The organism is Streptomyces sp. bgisy159 (assembly GCF_057707805.1).
On record NZ_JBYIQX010000070.1, the window covers coordinates 1 to 21,714 of the forward strand.

The window sequence follows — 21,714 nt, forward strand, 5'->3', positions numbered from 1 at the left end:
GTGGTGGCGTTGGAGCCGTCGGTGCCGTTCTTGTCGACGGTGACCGGGCAGTGGGTCGATTCGGCGCTGACGGATGCCGGGTACTGGTATCGCAATCTGCGTCAGACGGTGCAGCTGGAGCCGGCCGTGACCGCGCTGATCGCCGAAGGGCACGGGGCGTTTCTGGAGATGAGTCCGCACCCGGTGCTGACCGTGCCGGTCGCCGAGACCGTCGAGGCCGCCGGTGCGGAGGCTGTGGTTGTCGGGTCGTTGCGTCGTGGTGAGGGCGGCCTGGGCCGCTTCTACCTCTCCCTGGGCGAGGCGTGGGCCGCAGGCGTGCCCGTCGACTGGACGCCTGCCTACGAAGGCTTGTTCCCGCGCATGGTCGACCTGCCCACCTATCCCTTCCAGCACAGCCGTTACTGGCTGGACGCGCCGAAGCCGGCGGTCGCCGTGGACCCGGTCGAGGAGGCGTTCTGGCGGACCGTGGAGGAAGGCGACCTGGAGGCGCTGGCTGGCACGCTCGGTGTCGAGGAGGGTCTGGAGGCCGTCGTACCGGCACTGGCCGCCTGGCGCCACACCCGCCATGAGCGGACCCTGCTCGACAACTGGCGATACCGCGTGGTGTGGAGGCCCTTCGAAGCTCCCGACGAGCGCCCCCTCGCGGGGGACTGGCTGATCGTCGTACCCGAGACCCGAACCGGCGACGACCTCACGGTGCGAACCCGCCGTGTGCTGGAGGAGTCGGGGGCGAGTGTCGTGCCCGTTGCCGTGCCCGAACAGGCGGACCGTGTCGTTCTCGCCGAACTGCTCGAAGCCGCTGTGCTGCACCTGGGCACCACGCCGGCCGGTGTGCTCTCGCTCCTCACGCTCCACGACGAACCGGACAAGCGCAGCCCCGGTGTCTCCAAGGGCCTGTTGGCCGCCATGGCGTTGAGCCAAGCGCTCACCGACACGGAGGTGCGCGCCGGGCTCTGGACGCTCACCCGTGGAGCCGTCCCGCTCGACGGCGACCGGATGCCGAACGCCGGTCAGGCTGCCGTGTGGGGTCTGCTGCGGGTGGCCGCGCTGGACGACTCCGAGCGGGCCGGCGGCCTGGTCGACCTTCCGGCCGACGGCTCCACCGACGTCCTCACCCACCTGCCCACGCTGTTGGCCGCGGGCGGAAGCCCCGACGCGGAGAGCGAGTTCGCGCTCCGGAGCGGGTCCGTCGGCATCCGCGTCCGCCGCATGGTGCGCTCCCCTCTCCCCGCCACGGGCTCGGCCCCGGCGCCGGTGTGGCGACCGCGCGGCACGGTGCTCGTCACCGGCGGTACGGGCGCCCTCGGCGCCCACGTGGCCCGGGACCTCGCCCGCGAGGGAGCCGAGCACCTCGTACTGACCAGCAGGCGCGGCCCCGATGCACCCGGAGCGGCCGCACTGGCGCAGGAGTTGACCGACCTCGGCTGCCGGGTGACCATCGCCGCCTGCGACGTGGCCGACCGGGACGCACTGGCAGAGCTCCTGAAGGGCCTGCCCGACGAACCGCCGCTGACGGCGGTCGTGCACACCGCGGGCGCCGTCGACCGGGCTCGTCCGCTCACCCGGGTCGACACCGACGAGGCGGTCGACCTGATGCATGCCAAGGTCGTCGGTGCCCAGAACCTGCACGACCTGCTCGCTGGACGCGCGTTGGACGCCTTCGTCCTCTTCTCTTCCGGCGCCGGCGTATGGGGCAACGGCGGTCAGGCACCGTATGCCGCGGCCAACGCCCACCTGGACGCCCTCGCCGAGTCCCGCCGGGCCGCGGGGCTGCCCGCCACCGCGATCGCGTGGGGTGCGTGGGCGGGCGGCGGAATGGTCGACGCCGAGGTCGGGGACCAGCTGCTGCGACGGGGTGTGCCGGCCATGGAGCCGCGGCTCGCCGTACGGGCCCTGCGGGAGTCGGTGGCGGCGGACGACACCACCGTCGTCGTGGCGGACATCCGGTGGGAACGCTTCGTAGCGGCGTACTGCGCCCACGGGAACCGCCCGCTCATCGAGGAGATCCCGGAAGTGCGGGCCCTGCTGGCGGCACAACAGGCTGAGGACGAGGCTCGGCAGGCGGCGGACGTCTCCGGCGCCGCGAGCGGGCTGCGCGGTGAGCTGGCCGCGCTCACGCCGGCCAAGCGCAAGCGCCGGCTGGCGGAGCTGATCCGGACGCATGCCGAAGCGGTCCTCGGCTCCGGATCGGCGAAGGCGGTCAGGCCCGGAAAGGCCTTCCGCGACATGGGCTTCGACTCGCTGACCGCCGTGGAACTGCGCAACCGGCTCGGTGCCGCCCTCGGCACCAAGCTCTCCGCGACCCTCGTGTTCGACCATCCCACACCGAACGCGCTCGCCGACCACCTCGACGCGGAGCTCTTCCCCACCGACGACGGCGCCCCCGGGCTCGACCCCCGGCTCAGGGAGGTCGAGGCGGCCTACCGCGCCACCGCCGACCCCACCGACCGGAAGGAACTCGCGGACGCGCTGCGCGGCCTGCTCGACACCTGGGCGTCGGCACCCACCGGCGAGCCGGCCTCCGCGGCCGTGGACGAGGAACTGGTCGGCGCCTCCGACCAGGACATGTTCGACCTGATCGACAAGGAACTCGGGATCTCCTGAGCGGTCCCCCGACACGACTTCCCGATTCTCGAAGGGCTGACTGGCATGGGCAACACGGGCAACACCGAGGACAAGCTGCGGGACTACCTCAAGCGCGTCACCACCGACCTGCGGCAGACCCGCCGCAGGCTCGACGAGCTGGAGACGCGGGCGCACGAGCCCATCGCCATCGTGGCGACCGCCTGTCATCTGCCCGGCGGTGTGCGCAGCCCCGAGGAGCTGTGGCAGCTCGTCGCCGACGGCGTCGACACCGTCTCGGACCTGCCCACCGACCGCGGCTGGGACATCGACGGGCTGTACGACCCCGACCCGGAGCGCATCGGCACCAGCTACGTCCGCCACGGCGCCTTCCTCCACGACGCGGCCGACTTCGACGCCGGGTTCTTCGAGATCTCGCCGCGTGAGGCGACCGCGATGGACCCCCAGCAGCGGCTGCTGCTGGAGACCACGTGGGAGGCGTTCGAGCTGGCCGGCATCGACCCCACCACCCTGCGGGGCAGCTCCACCGGCGTCTTCGTCGGCGCCAGCAACCAGGCGTACGCCCCCGACGGAACCCGCGCCCCCGAGGGCATCGAGGGACATCTGCTGACCGGTGGGTCCGCCGCCGTCCTGTCGGGCCGCATCGCCTACAGCTTCGGCTTCGAGGGCCCGGCCGTCAGCCTCGACACCATGTGCTCGTCGTCGCTGGTCGCGCTTCACCTGGCGGTGCGGTCACTGCGCAACGGTGAGTGCTCCATGGCCGTCGCCGGCGGTGCCACCGTCATGGCCAGCATGCGCAACTTCGTCGAGTTCAGCCGCCAGCGCGGACTGGCCGCAGACGGCCGCTGCAAGCCCTTCGCGGCCGGAGCCGACGGCACCGGCTGGGGCGAAGGCGTAGGGGTATTGCTCCTGGAGCGCCTGTCGGACGCCGAGGCCAACGGGCACCAGGTCCTCGCCGTCATCCGTGGCTCGGCGATCAACCAGGACGGGGCCTCGAACGGCCTGACCGCTCCGAACGGCCCCTCGCAGCAGCGCGTCATCCGCGCGGCGCTGTCCGACGCGGACCTGTCGGCCGCGGACGTGGACGTCGTGGAGGCGCACGGTACGGGCACGAAACTCGGCGACCCGATCGAGGCGCAGGCACTCCTGGCCACCTACGGGCAGGAACGCGACGCCGACCACCCGCTCTGGATCGGCTCCCTGAAGTCCAACATCGGCCACACCCAGGCTGCCTCCGGTGTCGCGGGCGTCATCAAGATGGTCGAGTCGCTGCGGCGCGGGATCGCGCCCAAGTCCCTGCACGGGGAGGAACCCACCCCGCACGTCGACTGGTCCACCGGGACCCTGCGTCTGCTCACCGAGGCCGTCGACTGGCCCGAGACGGGACGGCCGCGCCGAGCGGGCGTCTCCTCCTTCGGCGGCAGCGGCACCAACGCCCACGTCGTCCTCGAGCAGGCACCGGTCACTCGGCCTCCGGCCGGAGAACCGGGCACGACCGACGCCGTCCTGCCCTGGCTGCTGTCGGCACGGACGGAAGCCGCGTTGAGGGAGCAGGCACAGCGACTGACCGACCGTGTGGAGTCCGCCGACCTGTCCGCCGCGGACGTCGCCCACACGCTGGCCACCGGTCGTGCCGCTCTGGAGGAGCGCGCCGTCGTGGTCGGCGCCGACCGCTCCGCCCTGCTGAACGGCCTGCACGCCCTGGCACGAGGTGAGCGGCCCGCCGGTGTGACGCGCGGCCTCACCGAAAGCCCGGGCGCGACCGTGGACCCGGTGTTCGTGTTTCCGGGGCAGGGGGCGCAGTGGGTGGGGATGGCGGTGGAGCTCCTCGATACGTGTCCGGTGTTCGCGGCTCGGTTCGTTGAGTGTGGTGAGGCGTTGGGTGAGTTCGTGGACTGGTCGTTGGTGGATGTGGTGCGTGGGGTGGAGGGTGCACCCGGCTTCGACCGCGTCGATGTGGTGCAGCCGGTGTTGTGGGCGGTGATGGTGTCGTTGGCGGCGGTGTGGGAGTCGTTCGGTGTCAGGCCGGCTGCGGTGGTGGGGCATTCGCAGGGTGAGATCGCTGCTGCGGTGGTGGCGGGTGCGTTGAGTGTGGTCGATGGTGCGCGGGTGGTGGCGTTGCGGTCGCGGGCGATTGTGGCGTTGGCCGGGCGTGGGGGGATGGTGTCGGTGGCGTTGCCGGCGCGGGGTGCGCAGGAGTTGGCGGCGGGGTGGCCGGGTCGGGTGTCGGTGGCGGCGGTGAACGGTCCTGCTTCGACGGTGGTGTCGGGTGATGCCGGTGCTCTGGACGAGCTGGTGGCCCGTGCGGAGGCCGGCGGGGTTCGGGTGCGGCGGATCGATGTGGATTATGCGTCGCATTCGGCGCATGTGGAGGCGGTAGAGGCCGAGTTGGCGGAGGTGCTGGCTCCTGTGGTGGCGTTGGAGCCGTCGGTGCCGTTCTTGTCGACGGTGACCGGGCAGTGGGTCGATTCGGCGCTGACGGATGCCGGGTACTGGTATCGCAATCTGCGTCAGACGGTGCAGCTGGAGCCGGCCGTGACCGCGCTGATCGCCGAAGGGCACGGGGCGTTTCTGGAGATGAGTCCGCACCCGGTGCTGACCGTGCCGGTCGCCGAGACGGTGGAGGCCGTCGGTGCGGAGGCTGTGGTTGTCGGGTCGTTGCGTCGTGGTGAGGGCGGCCTGGGCCGCTTCTACCTCTCCCTGGGCGAGGCGTGGGCCGCGGGGGTGTCGGTGGACTGGGCCCCGGCCTTCGAGGGGCTGTCGCCGCGCATGGTCGACCTGCCCACCTACCCGTTCCAGCACAGCCGCTTCTGGCTGGACGCGCCGAAGCCGGCGGTCGCCGCGGACCCGGTCGAGGAGGCGTTCTGGCGGACCGTGGAGGAAGGCGACCTGGAGGCGCTGGCCGGCACGCTCGGACTGGACGGCACCGAAGGTCTCGGCGACCTCGTTCCCGCGCTCTCCGCCTGGCATCGACAGCGGGAGGGCCGCGCCCGGCTGGACAGCTGGCGCTACCGGATCGTGTGGCGGCCGCACCGACTCCCGGAGGGCGACACGGTCGACGGCACCTGGCTCCTCGTCGTACCCGCCGAGCATCTTGGATCACCGCTGGTCAGCGGTGTCGCCGACGCACTGGGCCGGGCCGGGGCGACCGTTGTCACCTTCGTCATGGGGCCCGACGACCTCGACCGCGGAAAGATCGCCTCACGGCTCGCCGCCGCCGTCGCCCGGACCGATGGCGCCCCCACGCAGGGTGTTGTCTCCCTGCTGGCCCTCGACGAGGGCCCGGCGCCGGAACACTCCGGTGCCACCTCGGCCATGGTCTCCTCGCTGCTCCTGGTCCAGGGTCTGCTGGACGCCGGCATCGACGCCAGGACGTGGTTCCTCACCAGCGGAGCCGTCGCAACCGGTGCCGAGGGCGACGCCGTCGACCAACCCGTTCAGGCTGCCCTGTGGGGTCTCGGACGTGTGGTGGCTCTCGAACATCCCCGGCACTGGGGCGGGTTGCTCGACCTGCCCGCGGATGTCGACGACGACATCGCACGTCGGCTGGTCGCCCTCCTCGCCACCCGGGGCGAGGAGGACCAGGTCGCCCTGCGCGCACAGGGAACGTATGTCCGTCGGCTGATCCGCACGCCGCTCGCCGGCCGTGCTGCGGCGCGCACCTGGCGCACCAGCGGCGCCGCGCTCGTCACCGGCGGCACCGGCGGGCTCGGCGCACACGCGGCCCGTCTGCTGGCCCGCAACGGTGCCGAACACCTGGTGCTGACCAGCCGGCACGGTCCCGACGCGCCCGGGGCGGCCGAGCTGGAACGGGAGCTGACCGACCTCGGCTGCCGGGTGACGATCGCCGCCTGCGACGTGGCCGACCGGGACGCGCTCCGACGCCTCGTCGGGCGGGTCGAGTCCGAGGGCCCCGCCATCCGCACCGTCGTGCACACCGCCGGTGTCGGCATGCTCGCCCCACTCGTCGACACCGAGCCGGGCTTCTTCGCCGAGGGCGCCCGCGCCAAACTCCTCGGGGCGGCGAACCTCGACGAACTCTTCGCCCACGACCGGCTGGACGCCTTCGTCCTGTACTCGTCCGTGGCGGGAACCTGGGGCAGCGGCGACCACGGCGCCTACTCCGCCTCCAACGCCTACGTCGACGCCCTCGCCGAGAACCGCAGGGCCCGAGGTCTGACCGGGACGTCCCTGGCGTGGGGCATCTGGAGTCCCGAAGGCGGCGGCATGGCCGTCAACGTCGTACGCGAACAACTGCGCTGGCGCGGGATCCCGTTCATGGACGCCGACATCGCCGTGACCGGCCTCCAGCAGGCCCTCGACCACGACGAGACCTTCCTCGCGATCGCCGACATCGACTGGGAACGCTTCGTCCCCGTCTTCACGGCCGCCCACCCCAGACCGCTGCTGCACGAGGTCCCCGAAGTCGCCGAGGCGATCAAGGCCGAAGAGGCCGTGCTCGACAGCGCCGCCGACCGGCGCGGCGGGCTGCGCGCCGAACTCGCCGCCCTGCCCCCCGCCGAACGCGACCGGGCCCTCACCGACGTGGTCCGTACCCACGTCGCCGCCGTCCTCGGCTACGCCCAGGGCGACGACATCGCCGCCACCCGCGCCTTCCGCGAACTCGGCTTCGACTCCCTCACCGCGGTCGAACTGCGCAACCGCCTCAACGAGGCGACCGGCCTGGCCCTGCCCGCCACCATCGTCTTCGACCACCCCAACGTCCGCGAGCTGGTACGCCACCTGCGCGGACACCTCGCCGACGACCGCGCCGCCGAGGAGACCGCCGCGCTCCCGGTCCTGCCCGCGGCCGGCCCGGCGCACGAGGACGAGCCGATCGCCATCGTCTCCATGGGCTGTCGCTTCCCGGGCGGCGCACACTCGCCCGAGGACCTCTGGCAGCTCGTCCTCGACGAGACCGATGCCGTGTCCGGTCTGCCCGTCGACCGCGGATGGAACGCGGAGAGCCTCTACGACCCCGATCCCGACCGGGCGGGAACCACCTACGCCCGGGACGGCGGGTTCCTTTACGACGCGGCCGAGTTCGACGCGGCCTTCTTCGGCATCTCGCCGCGTGAGGCGACCGCGATGGACCCGCAGCAGCGACTGCTGCTGGAGACCGCCTGGGAGACCCTGGAGCGGGCCGGCATCGCCCCCGACAGCCTGCGCGGCAGCGACACCGGCGTGTTCGTCGGTGTCTCCCACCAGGGCTACGGAGCATCCGGCGAGGTCCCGGAGGGGCTCGAAGGGCACCTGATCACCGGCACGGTCACCAGCATCGCCTCCGGCCGCATCTCGTACACGCTCGGCCTCGAAGGACCGGCCGTGACCATGGACACCGGCTGCTCCTCCGCACTCGTCGCCATGCACCAGGCCATGCGGTCGCTGAGGTCCGGTGAATGCTCCCTCGCGCTGACCGGCGGCGCCGCCGTCATGGGCGAGCCGGTCGGACTGATCGGCTTCAGCCGCCAGCGCGGCCTCGCCGTCGACGGGCGCTGCAAGGCGTTCGGCGCGGGAGCCGACGGCATGGGAATGGCCGAGGGCGTGGGTGTCCTGCTCCTGGAGCGTCTGTCGGACGCACGGGCCAACGGCCATCAGGTCCTCGCCGTGGTGCGGGGTTCGGCGATCAATCAGGACGGCGCGTCCAACGGCCTCACGGCTCCCAACGGTCTGTCCCAGCAGCGCGTGATCCGTGCGGCGTTGGCGGATGCCGGACTGTCCGCCGCGGATGTGGACGTGGTGGAGGCGCACGGTACGGGCACGAAACTCGGCGATCCGATCGAGGCTCAGGCCTTGCTGGCCACGTACGGCCAGGAACGCGAGGGCGACCGGCCGTTGTGGCTGGGGTCGGTGAAGTCGAACATCGGGCATGCGCAGGCAGCCTCGGGTATGGCCGGGGTCATCAAGATGGTCCAGGCGATGCGCAACGGCACCCTGCCCAAGTCCCTGCACACCGACGAACTCTCCACCTTCGTCGACTGGTCCGCCGGACAGGTCCGGGTCCTCACCGAGGCACGCCCCTGGGAGCAGAACGACCGACCCCGTCGGGCGGGCGTCTCCTCCTTCGGCGTCAGCGGGACGAACGCGCACGTCATCCTGGAGGAACCGGAGCCGGAACCGGAACCGGAAACCGCCCCGGAAGTGGACCCCTTCAGCCGGCCCGAGGCAGCCGTCCCGTGGGTGGTGTCGGCTCGTTCGGGGCCGGCGCTGCGTGAGCAGGCCCTGCGGCTCGTGGCCCGCCTGGAGGGCACGGACACCGACCCGCTCGACGTCGCCCACACGCTGGCCACCGGCCGTGCCGCTCTGGAGGAGCGCGCCGTCGTGGTCGGCGCCGACCGCTCCGCCCTGCTGGACGGTCTGCGTGCCCTCGCCGCCGGTACAGCCGACACCAGGCTCGTCCGGGGGGTGGCGCCGCACAACGGCGAGTCCGTCCAGCCGGTGTTCGTGTTCCCGGGGCAGGGGGCGCAGTGGGTGGGGATGGCGGTGGAGCTCCTGGACACGTGTCCGGTGTTCGCGGCCCGGTTCACTCAGTGTGGTGAGGCGTTGGGTGAGTTCGTGGACTGGTCGTTGGTGGATGTGGTGCGGGGGGTGGAGGGTGCCCCCGGCTTCGACCGCGTCGATGTGGTGCAGCCGGTGTTGTGGGCGGTGATGGTGTCGCTGGCGGCGGTGTGGGAGTCGTACGGTGTCAGGCCCGCTGCGGTGGTGGGGCATTCGCAGGGTGAGATCGCTGCTGCGGTGGTGGCGGGTGCGTTGAGTGTGGTCGATGGTGCGCGGGTGGTGGCGTTGCGGTCGCGGGCGATTGTGGCGTTGGCCGGGCGTGGGGGGATGGTGTCGGTGGCGTTGCCGGCGCGGGGTGCGCAGGAGTTGGCGGCGGGGTGGCCGGGTCGGGTGTCGGTGGCGGCGGTGAACGGTCCCACCTCGACGGTGGTGTCGGGTGACGCCGACGCTCTGGACGAGCTGGTCGCCCACGCGGACGCCGACAACGTTCGGGTGCGGCGCATCGATGTGGACTATGCGTCGCATTCGGCACATGTGGAGGCGATCGAGGCCGAGTTGGCCGAGGTGCTGGCTCCGGTGGTGGCGTTGGAGCCGTCGGTGCCGTTCCTGTCGACGGTGACCGGGCAGTGGGTCGATTCGGCGCTGACGGATGCCGGGTACTGGTATCGCAACCTGCGTCAGACGGTGCAGCTGGAACCGGTCGTGCGGCGACTGGTGGAGTCCGGTCACGGAGCCTTCGTCGAGATGAGTCCGCACCCGGTGCTGACCGTGCCGGTCGCCGAGACCGTCGAGGCCGCCGGTTCGCAGGCGCCGGTCATCGGGTCGTTGCGTCGTGGTGAGGGCGGTCTGGACCGCTTCCACCTCTCACTGGGCGAGGCCTGGACCAAGGGGCTCGACGTCGACTGGGCCCCGGTCTTCGCGAACCGGTCGCCGCACCGGGTCGACCTGCCCACCTACCCCTTCCAGCGCAGCCACTACTGGCTCCAGCCCGTCGCCCCGCACCATGGCGCCGACGATCGGAGCCCGGGCGCCGTCGACCTGGTGGACGACGGGTTCTGGGCCAACATCGAGAACCACGACGTGGATTCCCTCGCCGAGAGCCTCGGGATCGAGGACGTGCGGTCGCTCGCCGAAGTCGTCCCCGCCCTGTCCTCGTGGCGACGTGACCGGATCAACCGCTCCACGCTGGACGGCTGGCGCTACCGGGTCGCTTGGCGGCCGCGCGCCGAGCAGTCCGGCCGGGTCGAGGGCCTGCCGGGCAACTGGCTGATCGTCGTGCCCGCCGGACACGAGAGCGACCCGATGGTACGACTGGTCCGCGAGGCGGTCGACGAGCGGTCGGCCGGGGCGCTGCTGCTGGTCGCCGGACCGGACGCCGCCGAACGCGAACGGATGGCCGACCTCGTGCGGCACCGCACCGACGGCGTCGAGATCGGCGGCGTGCTCTCGCTGCTCGCCCTGGACGAGTCGCCGTGGTCCGCCGAGGGCGTGCTGCCCACCGGCCTGGTACTGACCACCGCGCTGCTCCAGGCGGTCGGCGACGCCCGGGTCGACGGGCCCGTCTGGTGCGCGACCCGCGGCGCCGTGTCCGTGCACCGCGGTGACGTACTGCGCACCCCGCTCCAGGCGATGTGCTGGGGGCTGGGCAGGATCGCGGCCATGGAGTACCCACAGCGCTGGGGCGGTCTCATCGACCTGCCCGAGACGCTGGACGGCCGTGCGGCGCGCCGTCTGGTCGCCGCACTGTCGGGCACACTGGAAGAGGACCATCTGGCGGTACGGCCGTCCGGGCTCTTCGCCCGCCGGCTGGTGCGCGCCGGTGAGGGGCCCCGGCCCGACGGCGACTGGCGGCCGTCCGGGACCGTCCTGGTCACCGGGGGAACCGGCGGACTCGGCCGGCACGTCGCCCGCTGGCTCGCCCAGGGCGGGGCCGAGCACCTGGTGCTCGCCTCCCGGCGCGGTCCGGACGCACCCGGAGCCGGCGAACTCGTCGCGGAACTCGCCGAGCTGGGCGCCACGGCGACCGCCGTCGCCTGCGATGTCGCCGACGCCGACGCGGTGCGGCGGCTCGTCGACGACCTGCCGGGCGGCGGCACACTGACCGCTGTCGTGCACACCGCCGGCATCATCGACGACGGACTCATCGACGCCCTGACCCCGCAGCGGGCACACGGCGTCATGCGCCCCAAGGCCGACGCGGCGCTCGCCCTCGACGCCGCCACCAGGCACCTCGATCTCGACGCGTTCGTGCTCTTCTCGTCCATGGCCGGCACCCTCGGCGGCCCCGGACAGGGCAGCTACGCCGCGGCCAACGCCTTCCTCGACGCCCTGGCCGTGCGCCGCCGGGCGGAGGGACTGCCCGCCACCTCCGTCGGCTGGGGCACCTGGTCCGGCGGCGGCATGGTCGGCGAGGAGGTCGCGGAGCGGCTGCGCCGCGACGGTGTTCCCCCGATGGACCCCGAACTGGCCATCGCCGCCCTGCAGAAGGCGCTCGACCAGGACGAGGAGTTCCTGATCGTCGCCGACGTCGACTGGAAGCTCATCACCGCCCGCGCGTTCGCCGCCCTGCGAGAGTTTCCCGAGGCCCGCACGGCACTCGTGGCCGACGGCGCGGTACAGAAGAAGGAGAGCGACGCCGTCGACGGGCCGGCGCCGGTCAAGCGGCTGGCCGCCCTGCCGCCCGCCGAGCGCCGTGCGGCGCTGCTGGCCGAGGTCCGCGGGCAGGCCTCCGCGGTGCTGGGCCACGCCGACGCCGACGCCGTCCCCGACGGGCGCGCCTTCCGCGACCTGGGCTTCGACTCGCTGACCGCGGTCGAACTGCGCAACCGACTCGCCGAGGCCACCGGGCTGCGCCTGCCGGTCACCCTTGCCTTCGACCACCCGTCCGCGAGCGCCCTCGCCGCCCACCTGGACCGTGAACTGTTCGGCGCGGACCCGGCCGAAGACGATCGACCCCAGCTGCCCGCGGCGGCCGTGGACGACGACCCGGTCGTCATCGTCGGCATGGGCTGCCGCTTCCCCGGCGGGGTCACCTCGCCGGAGGAACTGTGGCGGCTCGTCGCCGACGGCACCGACGCCATCACCCCCTTCCCCGCCGACCGCGGCTGGAACGTCGACAGCCTCTACGACCCCGACCCCGAGCGCACCGGCCACTCCTATGCCCGGCACGGCGGGTTCCTGCACGACGCCGACCGGTTCGACCCGGCGTTCTTCGGCATCGCGCCCCGGGAGGCCGTCGCCATCGACCCGCAGCACCGGCTGCTGCTGGAGACATCCTGGGAGGCGTTCGAACGCGCCGGTATCGGCCCGGACCGGCTGCGGGGCGCACGCGCGGGCGTGTTCGTCGGCTCGAACTACAACGACTACGGCAGCCGCGCCGGACGGGCCCCCGAGGAACTGGAGGGCTACCTCGCCACCGGCAGCGCGAGCAGCGTCGCCTCCGGCCGCATCGCCTACACCTTCGGTCTGGAGGGCCCGGCGGTCACCGTCGACACCGCCTGCTCCTCGTCCCTCGTCGCCCTGCACCTCGCCGTGCAGGCCCTGCGGTCCGGCGAGTGCGAACTCGCCCTGGCCGGCGGGGTGACGGTGATCTCCACCCCGGACACCTTCGTCGAGTTCAGCCGGCAGCGCGCCCTGTCGCCCGACGGCCGCTGCAAGGCGTTCAGCGCGGAGGCCGACGGAGCGGGCTGGGCCGAAGGCGTCGGACTGCTGCTGCTGGAGCGTCTCTCCGACGCCCGCCGCAACGGCCACCCCGTGCTCGCCACGGTGGCCGGGTCCGCCGTGAACCAGGACGGCGCGTCCAACGGGCTCACCGCGCCCAGCGGACCCGCACAGCAGCGCGTCATCCGGCAGGCCCTCGCCTCCGCCGGACTGTCCCCGCGGGACATCGACGCCGTCGAGGCGCACGGCACCGGCACCACCCTCGGCGACCCGATCGAGGCGCAGGCCCTGCTCGCGGTCTACGGGCCGGACCGGCCCGCCGAGCGGCCACTGTGGCTGGGTGCCCTGAAATCCAACATCGGCCACACCCAGGCCGCTTCGGGTGTCGCGGGCGTCATCAAAATGGTGATGGCGATGCGGCAGGGCGTCCTGCCGCGCACCCTGCACGCCGAGCAGCCCTCCCCGCACATCGACTGGTCGTCCGGGGCGGTCCGCCTGCTGCACGAGGAGCGGGCCTGGACCGCCGGCGACACCCCGCGCCGCGCGGGCGTCTCCTCCTTCGGGGTGTCCGGCACCAACGCGCACGTCATCCTCCAGGAACCGGACGCCGCCGACACCACGGAGCCGGCCCGGACGGCCGGCCGGACCCCCGGCGTCCTGCCCTGGCTGCTGTCAGCGCGCGGTACCGCCGCACTGCGCGCCCAGGCCCGACGCCTGCTCGACCACCTGGCCGACCACCCGGACAGCGCCCCGGCGGACCTCGCCCTGTCCCTGGCCACCACCCGCGCCCACCACGACGACCGGGCGGCCGTCGTCACCGCCGGCACGGACGCCCTCGCCGAAGCGCTCACCGCCCTCGCCGAAGGCCGTGACCACCCGCTGCCGGTCGTGGAGCGGGCCCGCGGCGGCAAGGTGGCGTTCCTCTTCTCCGGACAGGGCGCCCAGCAGGCCGGCACCGGGCGGGTCCTGTACGAGCGCTACGAGGTCTTCGCCGACGCCCTCGACGAGGTCTGCGCCCACCTCGAGACCCACCTGGAACCACACCCCGACGCGCGCCTCGGCGCACGCCCCGAACCGCCGCTGCGCGACGTGCTGTTCGCCGACCCGGGCACGGAGGAGGCGGCACTCCTCGACCACACCGCCTACACGCAGGCCGGTCTCTTCGCCGTGCAGGTCGCCCTGTACCGGCTCCTGGAGAGCCTGGGCGTACGGCCCGACGCGCTGCTCGGTCACTCCGTCGGTGAGATCGCCGCGGCCCATGTCGCGGACGTCCTCACACTGGAGGACGCCTGCCGGCTCGTCGCCGTACGCGGCGGTCTCATGGGCGCACTGCCCCCGGGCGGAATCATGGTCTCCGTCCAGGCCGGTGAGGACGAGGTGACCCCCCTCCTCGCCGCCCACGGGGACCGGGTCGCCGTCGCCGCCCTCAACAGCCCGCACGCCACCGTCCTGTCCGGCGACGAGGAGGCCGTCACCGCGGTCGCCTCCGAACTGGCCGCCCGGGGACGCAAAACGCGCCGACTCAACGTCAGCCACGCCTTCCACTCGCACCACATGGACGGCATGCTCGACGCGTTCGCCGCCCACACCGCCCAGATCGACCACGGCCGGCCCGCGACGACCGTCGTCTCCACCGTCACCGGCCGTCCCGTCACCGACGGCGAACCGTTCGACGGCGGCTACTGGGTGCGCCAGGTCCGCGACGGCGTCCGCTTCCACGACGGCGTCCGCGCCCTGGAGGAACAGGGCGTCACCACCTACGTCGAGATCGGCCCCGGTGGCGTCCTCACCGCGCTGGCCGGGGAGTGCGTCGACGGCGACGCCGCCCTCGTCCCGGCGCTGCGCCGCGACACCGAGGAGGAGGCCTCGCTGACCTCCGCCCTCGCCCGGCTGCACACCCGCGGCCACCACGTCGACTGGGAGACCTGGTTCGCCCCGACCGGCGCCTGCCGCACCGACCTGCCCACCTACCCGTTCCAGCGGCGCAGCTACTGGCTGGAGGCGACCGGCCCCGACGTCCACCGCTCCGACCTCGAACCCGTACGCCACCACCTGCTGACGGGGGCCGTGCCGCTGGCCGACGGCTCGGCGACCGTCCTGACCGGCACCGTGTCCGTGGACGGCAGGCCCTGGCTCGCCGACCACGCCCTCGACGGCCGGATCCTCTTCCCCGGTACCGCGTTCCTCGACCTGGCCATGGAGGCCTGCGCCCACACCGGCGCCGCCCGCGTCGCCGATCTCACCCTGCAGACCCCGCTCGTCCTCCCCGAGGACGGCGCGGTCCGGCTCCAGGTCACCGTCACCGCACCCGACGACCACGGCGACCGCGCGCTGACCGTCCACTCCCGGCCCGTCACCCGCGACGAGGCCGCCCCCGGCCCCTGGACCCGGCACGCCGAGGGCACCCTCGGCGGCACCCCCGCCGCCACCGCCCCGGCACCCCTGCCCACCGCCTGGCCGCCGCAGGGCGCGAGCCCCGTGGAGGTGAGCGGACTGTACGAGCGCATCGCCGGCGGAGGCTTCGCCTACGGGCCGGCCTTCCGCGGGCTGCGCGGCGCATGGCGCGACGGCGACACCGTGTACGCCGAGGTCGCCCCCGAGGACGGCGAACACCTCCAGGGCACCGACCGGTTCCGCATCCACCCCGCGCTCCTGGACGCCGCCCTGCACACGGTGGCCCTCACCGCCGACGGATCGGGCGGCACGGTCGTCCCGTTCACCTTCACCGACGTCACCGTGCACCGCGCCGGGCCCACCGCCCTGCGCGTCCGCCTCACCCCCCTGGCCGGACACACCTACCGGGTGACCCTTCTCGACGGCACCGGGCAGCCGGTCGCCGACATCGACACCCTCGCACTGCGGCCCGTGGACACCGCTGCCCTCCCGGCCGCCCCCGGCCGCGGGGCGCTGCACCGGATCCGCTGGACGCCCGCCGCACCCGGCACGGCCCCGGCCGGGACCGTGCACCTGCTCGGCGACCCGGCACCGGCCCTCCCGGACGCCGTCCGTCACGCCGGCCCCGCCGCGCTGGTGCGGGCCACCACCGCGACGGCCGTACCCGGAACCGTCCTTGCCGCCGTGCCGGAGACCCACACCGCGACCGACCTCGGCGCCGCCACCCGCACCGCCACCGGCCACGCCCTGCGCCTCGTCACCGAGTGGCTCACCCAGGACTCCCTCGCGGGGTCCCGGCTCGTGCTGCTCACCCGGAACGCCGTGACGGCCGGACCCGACGACGCATCGTGCACCGACCCCGCCCAGGCCGCCGTCTGGGGTCTGATCCGCGCGGCCCGCGCCGAGAACCCGGGACGCTTCGCCCTCGTCGACCACGACGGCAGCCCTGCCTCCCTGGACCGGCTGCCGTCCGTACTGGCCCTCGGGGAGAGCGAGATCGCCCTGCGCGACGGCACCGCCCTGACACCACGCCTCACCAGGACCGGTCCCGCCGCTCCGCCCGCCGGCCCCGCCGCTCCGCCCGCCGGCCCCGCCGCCCCGTCCGCCGGCGCCACCCCCGTCGTCGGCGACGGCACCGTGCTGGTCACCGGCGCGGGAGGTGTACTGGGCCGACAGATGGCCCGCCACCTGGTCACCGCCCACGGAGTGCGCTCCCTGGTACTGGCCGGCCGGCGCGGCGCCGCCTCCGACGGCATGCCCGCACTGTGCGAGGAACTCACCGGACTCGGCGCCCACGTCACCGTCGCGGCCTGCGACGTCGCCGACCGCGACGCCCTGGCCGGGCTGCTCGGCGCGGTGCCCGCCGACCGTCCGCTGACCGCCGTCGTCCACACCGCCGGCGTCCTCGACGACGGCATCGTGCAGTCCCTCACCCCCGAACGCCTCGACACGGTGCTGCGCCCCAAGGCCGACGCCGCCGTCCTCCTGGAGGAACTCACCCGCGACACCGGCGCCCAGCTCGTCCTCTGCTCCTCGCTCGCCGGCACCCTCGGCGGCGTCGGACAGGGCAACTACTCGGCCGCCAACGCCTTCCTCGACGCCTTCGCCGCACGCCACGACACCCCGGAACGCCGGATCCGGTCGCTCGCCTGGGGCCTGTGGGCCGAACGCGGAGGCATGACGGGCACACTCGGGACGTCGGACCTGCGCCGTATCGCCCGCAGCGGACTGCGCCCCATGGACACCGGCCACGCACTGGCCCTGCTCGACGCGGCACTGCGCGCCCCCGAACCCTGGTACGCGCCCGCCGACCTCGACCCGGCCACCCTGCGGGCCTCCGACGGCACCGTGCCCGACCTGGTCCGCGACCTCGTCCCGGCCCGCACCCGGCACCCGGCCGCCCCGGCGCAGACCGGCGCTCCGGCGGCACCGGCGGGCGGCGAACTGCGCGCACGGCTGGCCCGGCTCGCCCCCGCCGACCGGCACACCGCCGTCCTGGACGTCGTACTCACCCAGGCGGCCCTGGTCATCGGGCACGACAGCCCCGAGTCCCTCGACCCCGAAGGGGGCTTCCTGGACAGCGGCTTCGACTCCCTGACCGCAGTCGAGCTCCGCAACCGCGTCGGCGCCCTCGCCGGCGTACGACTGCCCGCCACTCTGATGTTCGACTACCCGACGCCGCGGCGGCTCGCCGCGCACCTCCTGGAGCGCATCGAACCCGCGGACCGGTCCGCCGACACCCCGCCGCTGCTCGATCAACTCAGCGCACTGGAAACACAGTTGAGCGAGAGCACAGTGGACGGCGCGCTGCACGGTCAGCTCCGTGCCCGGCTGCGCGGCCTCCTGGACCGGCTGGACGGCGCCACCCTGCCCGATCCGGCCGGCCCGGACACCGACGAGGTGTCCGACGACGAACTGCGCGCCTTCCTCGAGGGCGACCTCGACGAGGCCTGACCCCACCGCCCCACCCACCCTCACCCACCCGTCACCCGTGATCTGGATGGAACATGAAGGCTCTCGTGCTCGCGGGGGGATCCGGTACGCGGCTGCGACCGATCACCCACACCTCCAGCAAACAACTGGTCCCGGTCGCCAACAAACCGATCCTCTTCTACGGCCTCGAAGCCATCGCCGAGGCAGGCATCACCGATGTCGGCGTCATCGTCGGCAGCACCGCACCGGAGGTGCAGGCAGCCGTCGGTGACGGCTCCGCCTTCGGACTCGACGTCACCTACATCCAGCAGAACGAGCCCCTCGGGCTCGCCCACGCCGTCCTCATCGCCCAGCCCTTCCTCGGCGACGACGACTTCGTCATGTACCTCGGCGACAACTTCGTCCTCGACGGCATCAGTGACGTCGTCGACGAGTTCCGCAAGGACCCCCGCGACGCGCACATCCTCCTCACCCGGGTCGGCGACCCCACGGCCTTCGGCGTCGCGGTGACCGACGACCACGGCAACGTCGTCGAGCTGGAGGAGAAGCCGAGCCGGCCGCGCAGCGACCTCGCCGTCGCCGGCGTCTACCTGTTCACCACGGCCGTCCACGAAGCCGTACGGGCCATCCCGCCCTCGGCCCGCGGCGAACTCGAGATCACCGACGCCCTCCAGTGGATGATCGACCAGGGAATGACCGTACGCTCCACCGTCATCACGGGCTACTGGAAGGACACCGGCAACGTCACCGACATGCTGGAGGTCAACCGCACACTCCTCGAACGCCTCCAGCCCCGCGTCGACGGATCCGTCGACGAGGAGAGCGAGATCATCGGACGCGTCAGGATCGAGGAGGGCGCCGAGGTCCGCCGCTCCCGCATCGTCGGCCCCGCCATCATCGGCGCCGGCAGCGTGGTCACCGACTCCTACATCGGCCCGTCGACATCGGTGGCGGAGGACTGCCGCATCACACACAGCGAGATCGAGTACTCCATCGTGCTGCGGGAGTCGTCCTTCGAGCACATCAGGCGCGTCACCGCGTCACTGGTCGGGCGCAACGTCAAGGTCACGCTGACACCGCGGCTGCCCGCCGCCCACCGCCTCGTCATCGGAGACCACGGGCAGGTCCAGATCTCCTCATGAAACCCGTCCGCCTGCTCATCGTCACTGCGGTCGAGGCCGAGCGCGACGCCGTGATCTCCGGCTTCGGTCCCGCCGTCGCGGTCGCCGCTTCCGGCCCGCCGGGCCGCGAACTGCTCCGTCTCACCTGCTCCGATACGGTGACCTGCGGGGACACCCGCCGGGCGCCGTCGGCCTCCCGCCGCCGCCCGCTGACCGCGGACCTGCTGGCCGGAGGAGTGGGCCCCGCCGCGGCCGCGGCCGCCACGGGCGCCGCGCTCGCCCTGGCGGCCGCCCGGGAGGCACCGTACGACCTCGTCATCAGCGCGGGCATCGCCGGCGGGTTCGCCCCCGTCGCCGCGATGGGCTCCGTCGTGGTCGCCGACCGGGTCATCGCCGCGGACCTCGGCTGCGAGACCCCCGACGGCTTCCTGCCCGTCGACCGCCTCGGCTTCGGCACCTCCGAGCACACCTGCCCGCCGCACCTGGCAGCCGCCGTGGCCCGCGCCCTCGGCGCCGTCCACGCGCCGGTACTCACCGTCTCCACCGCCACCGGTACCGAGGACAGGGCCCGCACGCTCCGGAAGCACCACGCAGCGGCGGCCGAAGCCATGGAGGGCTTCGGCGTCGCCGAGGCCGCCGCCGCGCACGGGATTCCCATGCTGGAAGTCCGTACCGTCTCCAACCCGGTCGGGCCGCGCGACCGCGCGGCCTGGCGTATTCCCGACGCTCTCGCCGCTCTCCGCGACGCCTTCGCCGTGCTCGGCCCCGTCTTCGCCCACGGCGCCCACCCCCTCGCGGCTGACCGCCCGAGCTGACCGCTCGAACGCGAACTCATCGCTACAGGGCGGTCGTTCGGGGACCCGCCCCGCCGTGCACGGCCCCGCGGGACACTGCTTGGGCCTGCGCGAACGACGCTGCGCGGCCGAACTCCAAGCGTTTCCCCAGAGAACCCCGCCGGGCGCCGAACAAGCCTCGTCACCCGGGTCATGCTGTCCCCACCGCACGCGGAGCACTCCGTCGGACCCATGCCCACCGGGCGCCCCGGGCCGACGCGCGGAGCCCCGGCGCGCACTCCGTTCCGTCACCGAACCGAACAGCATGGGGGCAGTCCATGACGAAGGAAGCGCAGCTTCGGGACTACCTCAAGCGGGTCACCGTCGATCTCCACGCCACCCGGCGCAAGCTGCGGCAGCTGGAGGCCCGCGAGCAGGAGCCCGTCGCCATCGTCGGCATGAGCTGCCGGCTGCCCGGCGACGTACGCACACCGGACGACTTCTGGGACCTCCTGGCCTCGGGGACGGACGCGGTGACGGACTGGCCCACGGATCGCGGCTGGCCCGCCCCCGACGCGGCGGACGGTACCGACGGAGACCGCCGGCGCGGTGGCTTCGTGCCGGACGCCGACCGCTTCGACCCCGCCTTCTTCGACATCTCCCCGCGAGAAGCGCTCGCCATGGACCCCCAGCAGAGGCTGCTGCTCGAAGTGGTCTGGGAGGCCTTCGAACGGGCCGGCATCGACCCCACCACCCTGCGCGGCAGCCGCTCCGGCGTCTTCGTCGGATGCAGCGACCAGGGCTACGCCTCCGGCCTGCGCGAGGTCGCCGACGACGTCCGCGGCCACCTGCTCACCGGCAACTCCATGTCCGTCCTCTCCGGCCGCGTCGCCTACGCGCTCGGCCTGGAGGGTCCCGCGGTCACCGTCGACACCGCCTGCTCCTCGTCCCTCGTCGCCCTGCACCTCGCCGCCCAGTCGCTGCGCTCCAAGGAGTGCTCCCTCGCGGTCGTCGGCGGCGTCACCGTCATGTCCGGCCCCGGTGCCTTCACCGAGTTCGGCCGGCAGGGGGGCCTGTCCGGAGACGGCCGCTGCAAGGCCTTCTCCGACGACGCCGACGGCACCGGCTGGGCCGAGGGCGCCGGCACCCTCATCGTGGAACGGCTCTCCGACGCCCGCCGCAACGGCCACCGGGTGCTCGCCGTGCTGCGCGGCAGCGCGGTCAACCAGGACGGCGCCTCCAACGGCCTCACCGCCCCCAACGGCCTCTCCCAGCAGCGAGTCATCCTCGCCGCACTCGCCAACGCCGGCCTGCCCGCGACCGAGATCGACGCCGTCGAGGCGCACGGCACGGGAACCGCCCTCGGCGACCCCATCGAGGCGCAGGCCCTCCTCGCCACCTACGGCCAGGGCCGCACCGCCGACCGCCCGCTGCTGCTCGGCTCCGTGAAGTCGAACATCGGCCACACGCAGGCCGCCGCCGGTGTCGTCGGCGTCATCAAGTCCGTCCTCGCCCTCCGCCACGGCGTCCTGCCGCCCACACTCCACGCCGAACGCCCCTCCACCCACGTCGACTGGGCCGCAGGACACGTCAAGCTCCTGACGGGCCCCACCGAATGGCCGCACACCGACCACCCGCGACGCGTCGGCGTGTCCGCCTTCGGCCTCTCCGGCACCAACGCCCACGTCGTCATCGAGCAGGCACCCGAACCCACCGCGGACGAGAACCCCGTCGAAACCGCCCCGCGCGCCCTGCTGCCGGTCCTCCCGTGGCTCCTGTCCGCCCGGGACGAGGACTCCCTGCGCGCCCAGGCCGGCCGCCTGGCCGCCCACCTGACCGCCCACCCGGACACGGACCTCTACGACCTGGCCGCCTCCCTCGCCACCACACGCACCGCCTTCGAGCACCGGGCGGCCGTCCGCGGTCACGACCGAGCCGCACTCCTCGCCGAACTGGTCGAGTTGGAGCGGGGGGAGACCGGGACCCGGACTCTCGTCGGCACGACGAGCGAGGGCAGGACGGCGTTTCTGTTCTCGGGTCAGGGTGCGCAGCGGTCGGGGATGGGGTGTGAGTTGTATGAGGCGTTCCCGGTGTTCGCGGAGGCGTTCGACGCGGTGTGCGGGCATGTCGGGGAGGAGTTGCGGGAGGTCGTCTTCGGTGCGGATGCCGAGCGGTTGAATCGCACCGAGTGGACGCAGCCGACGTTGTTCGCGCTTGAGGTGGCGTTGTTCCGTCTGGTGGAGTCGTTCGGG

4 protein-coding genes and 1 pseudogene are annotated in these 21,714 nt (G+C 73.5%); all 5 read left to right on the top strand.

What is annotated here, in order from left to right; genetic code table 11:
• A partial coding sequence (locus tag AC3ET3_RS34605) for an SDR family NAD(P)-dependent oxidoreductase (protein ID WP_435613583.1) occupies positions 1-2,604 on the top strand: 2,604 nt, incomplete at its 5' end.
• Positions 2,605-2,649: 45 nt separating this feature from the next.
• Entirely contained in the window at positions 2,650-17,589 is a 14,940-nt protein-coding gene (locus AC3ET3_RS34610; RefSeq protein WP_435613584.1) for a type I polyketide synthase, read from the top strand.
• Positions 17,590-17,642: 53 nt separating this feature from the next.
• Complete coding sequence (locus AC3ET3_RS34615) at positions 17,643-18,710, top strand: glucose-1-phosphate thymidylyltransferase (RefSeq protein ID WP_432140045.1); 1,068 nt, start codon at positions 17,643-17,645, stop codon at positions 18,708-18,710.
• Positions 18,707-19,504 (top strand): futalosine hydrolase, encoded by a 798-nt coding sequence (locus tag AC3ET3_RS34620; protein WP_432157670.1) that lies wholly within the window; start codon positions 18,707-18,709, stop codon positions 19,502-19,504. The genes AC3ET3_RS34615 and AC3ET3_RS34620 overlap by 4 nt, the downstream gene beginning before the upstream one ends.
• Before the next feature lie 299 nt (positions 19,505-19,803).
• Positions 19,804-21,714, top strand: a pseudogene (locus AC3ET3_RS34625) (type I polyketide synthase); the annotation flags it as partial.

Bases quoted from the DNA above. Each gene is read 5' to 3' on its own strand.
- AC3ET3_RS34610 (WP_435613584.1), top strand. From the start codon at position 2,650: ATGGGCAACACGGGCAACACCGAGGACAAGCTGCGGGACTACCTCAAG.
- AC3ET3_RS34615 (WP_432140045.1), top strand. From the start codon at position 17,643: ATGAAGGCTCTCGTGCTCGCGGGGGGATCCGGTACGCGGCTGCGACCG.
- AC3ET3_RS34620 (WP_432157670.1), top strand. From the start codon at position 18,707: ATGAAACCCGTCCGCCTGCTCATCGTCACTGCGGTCGAGGCCGAGCGC.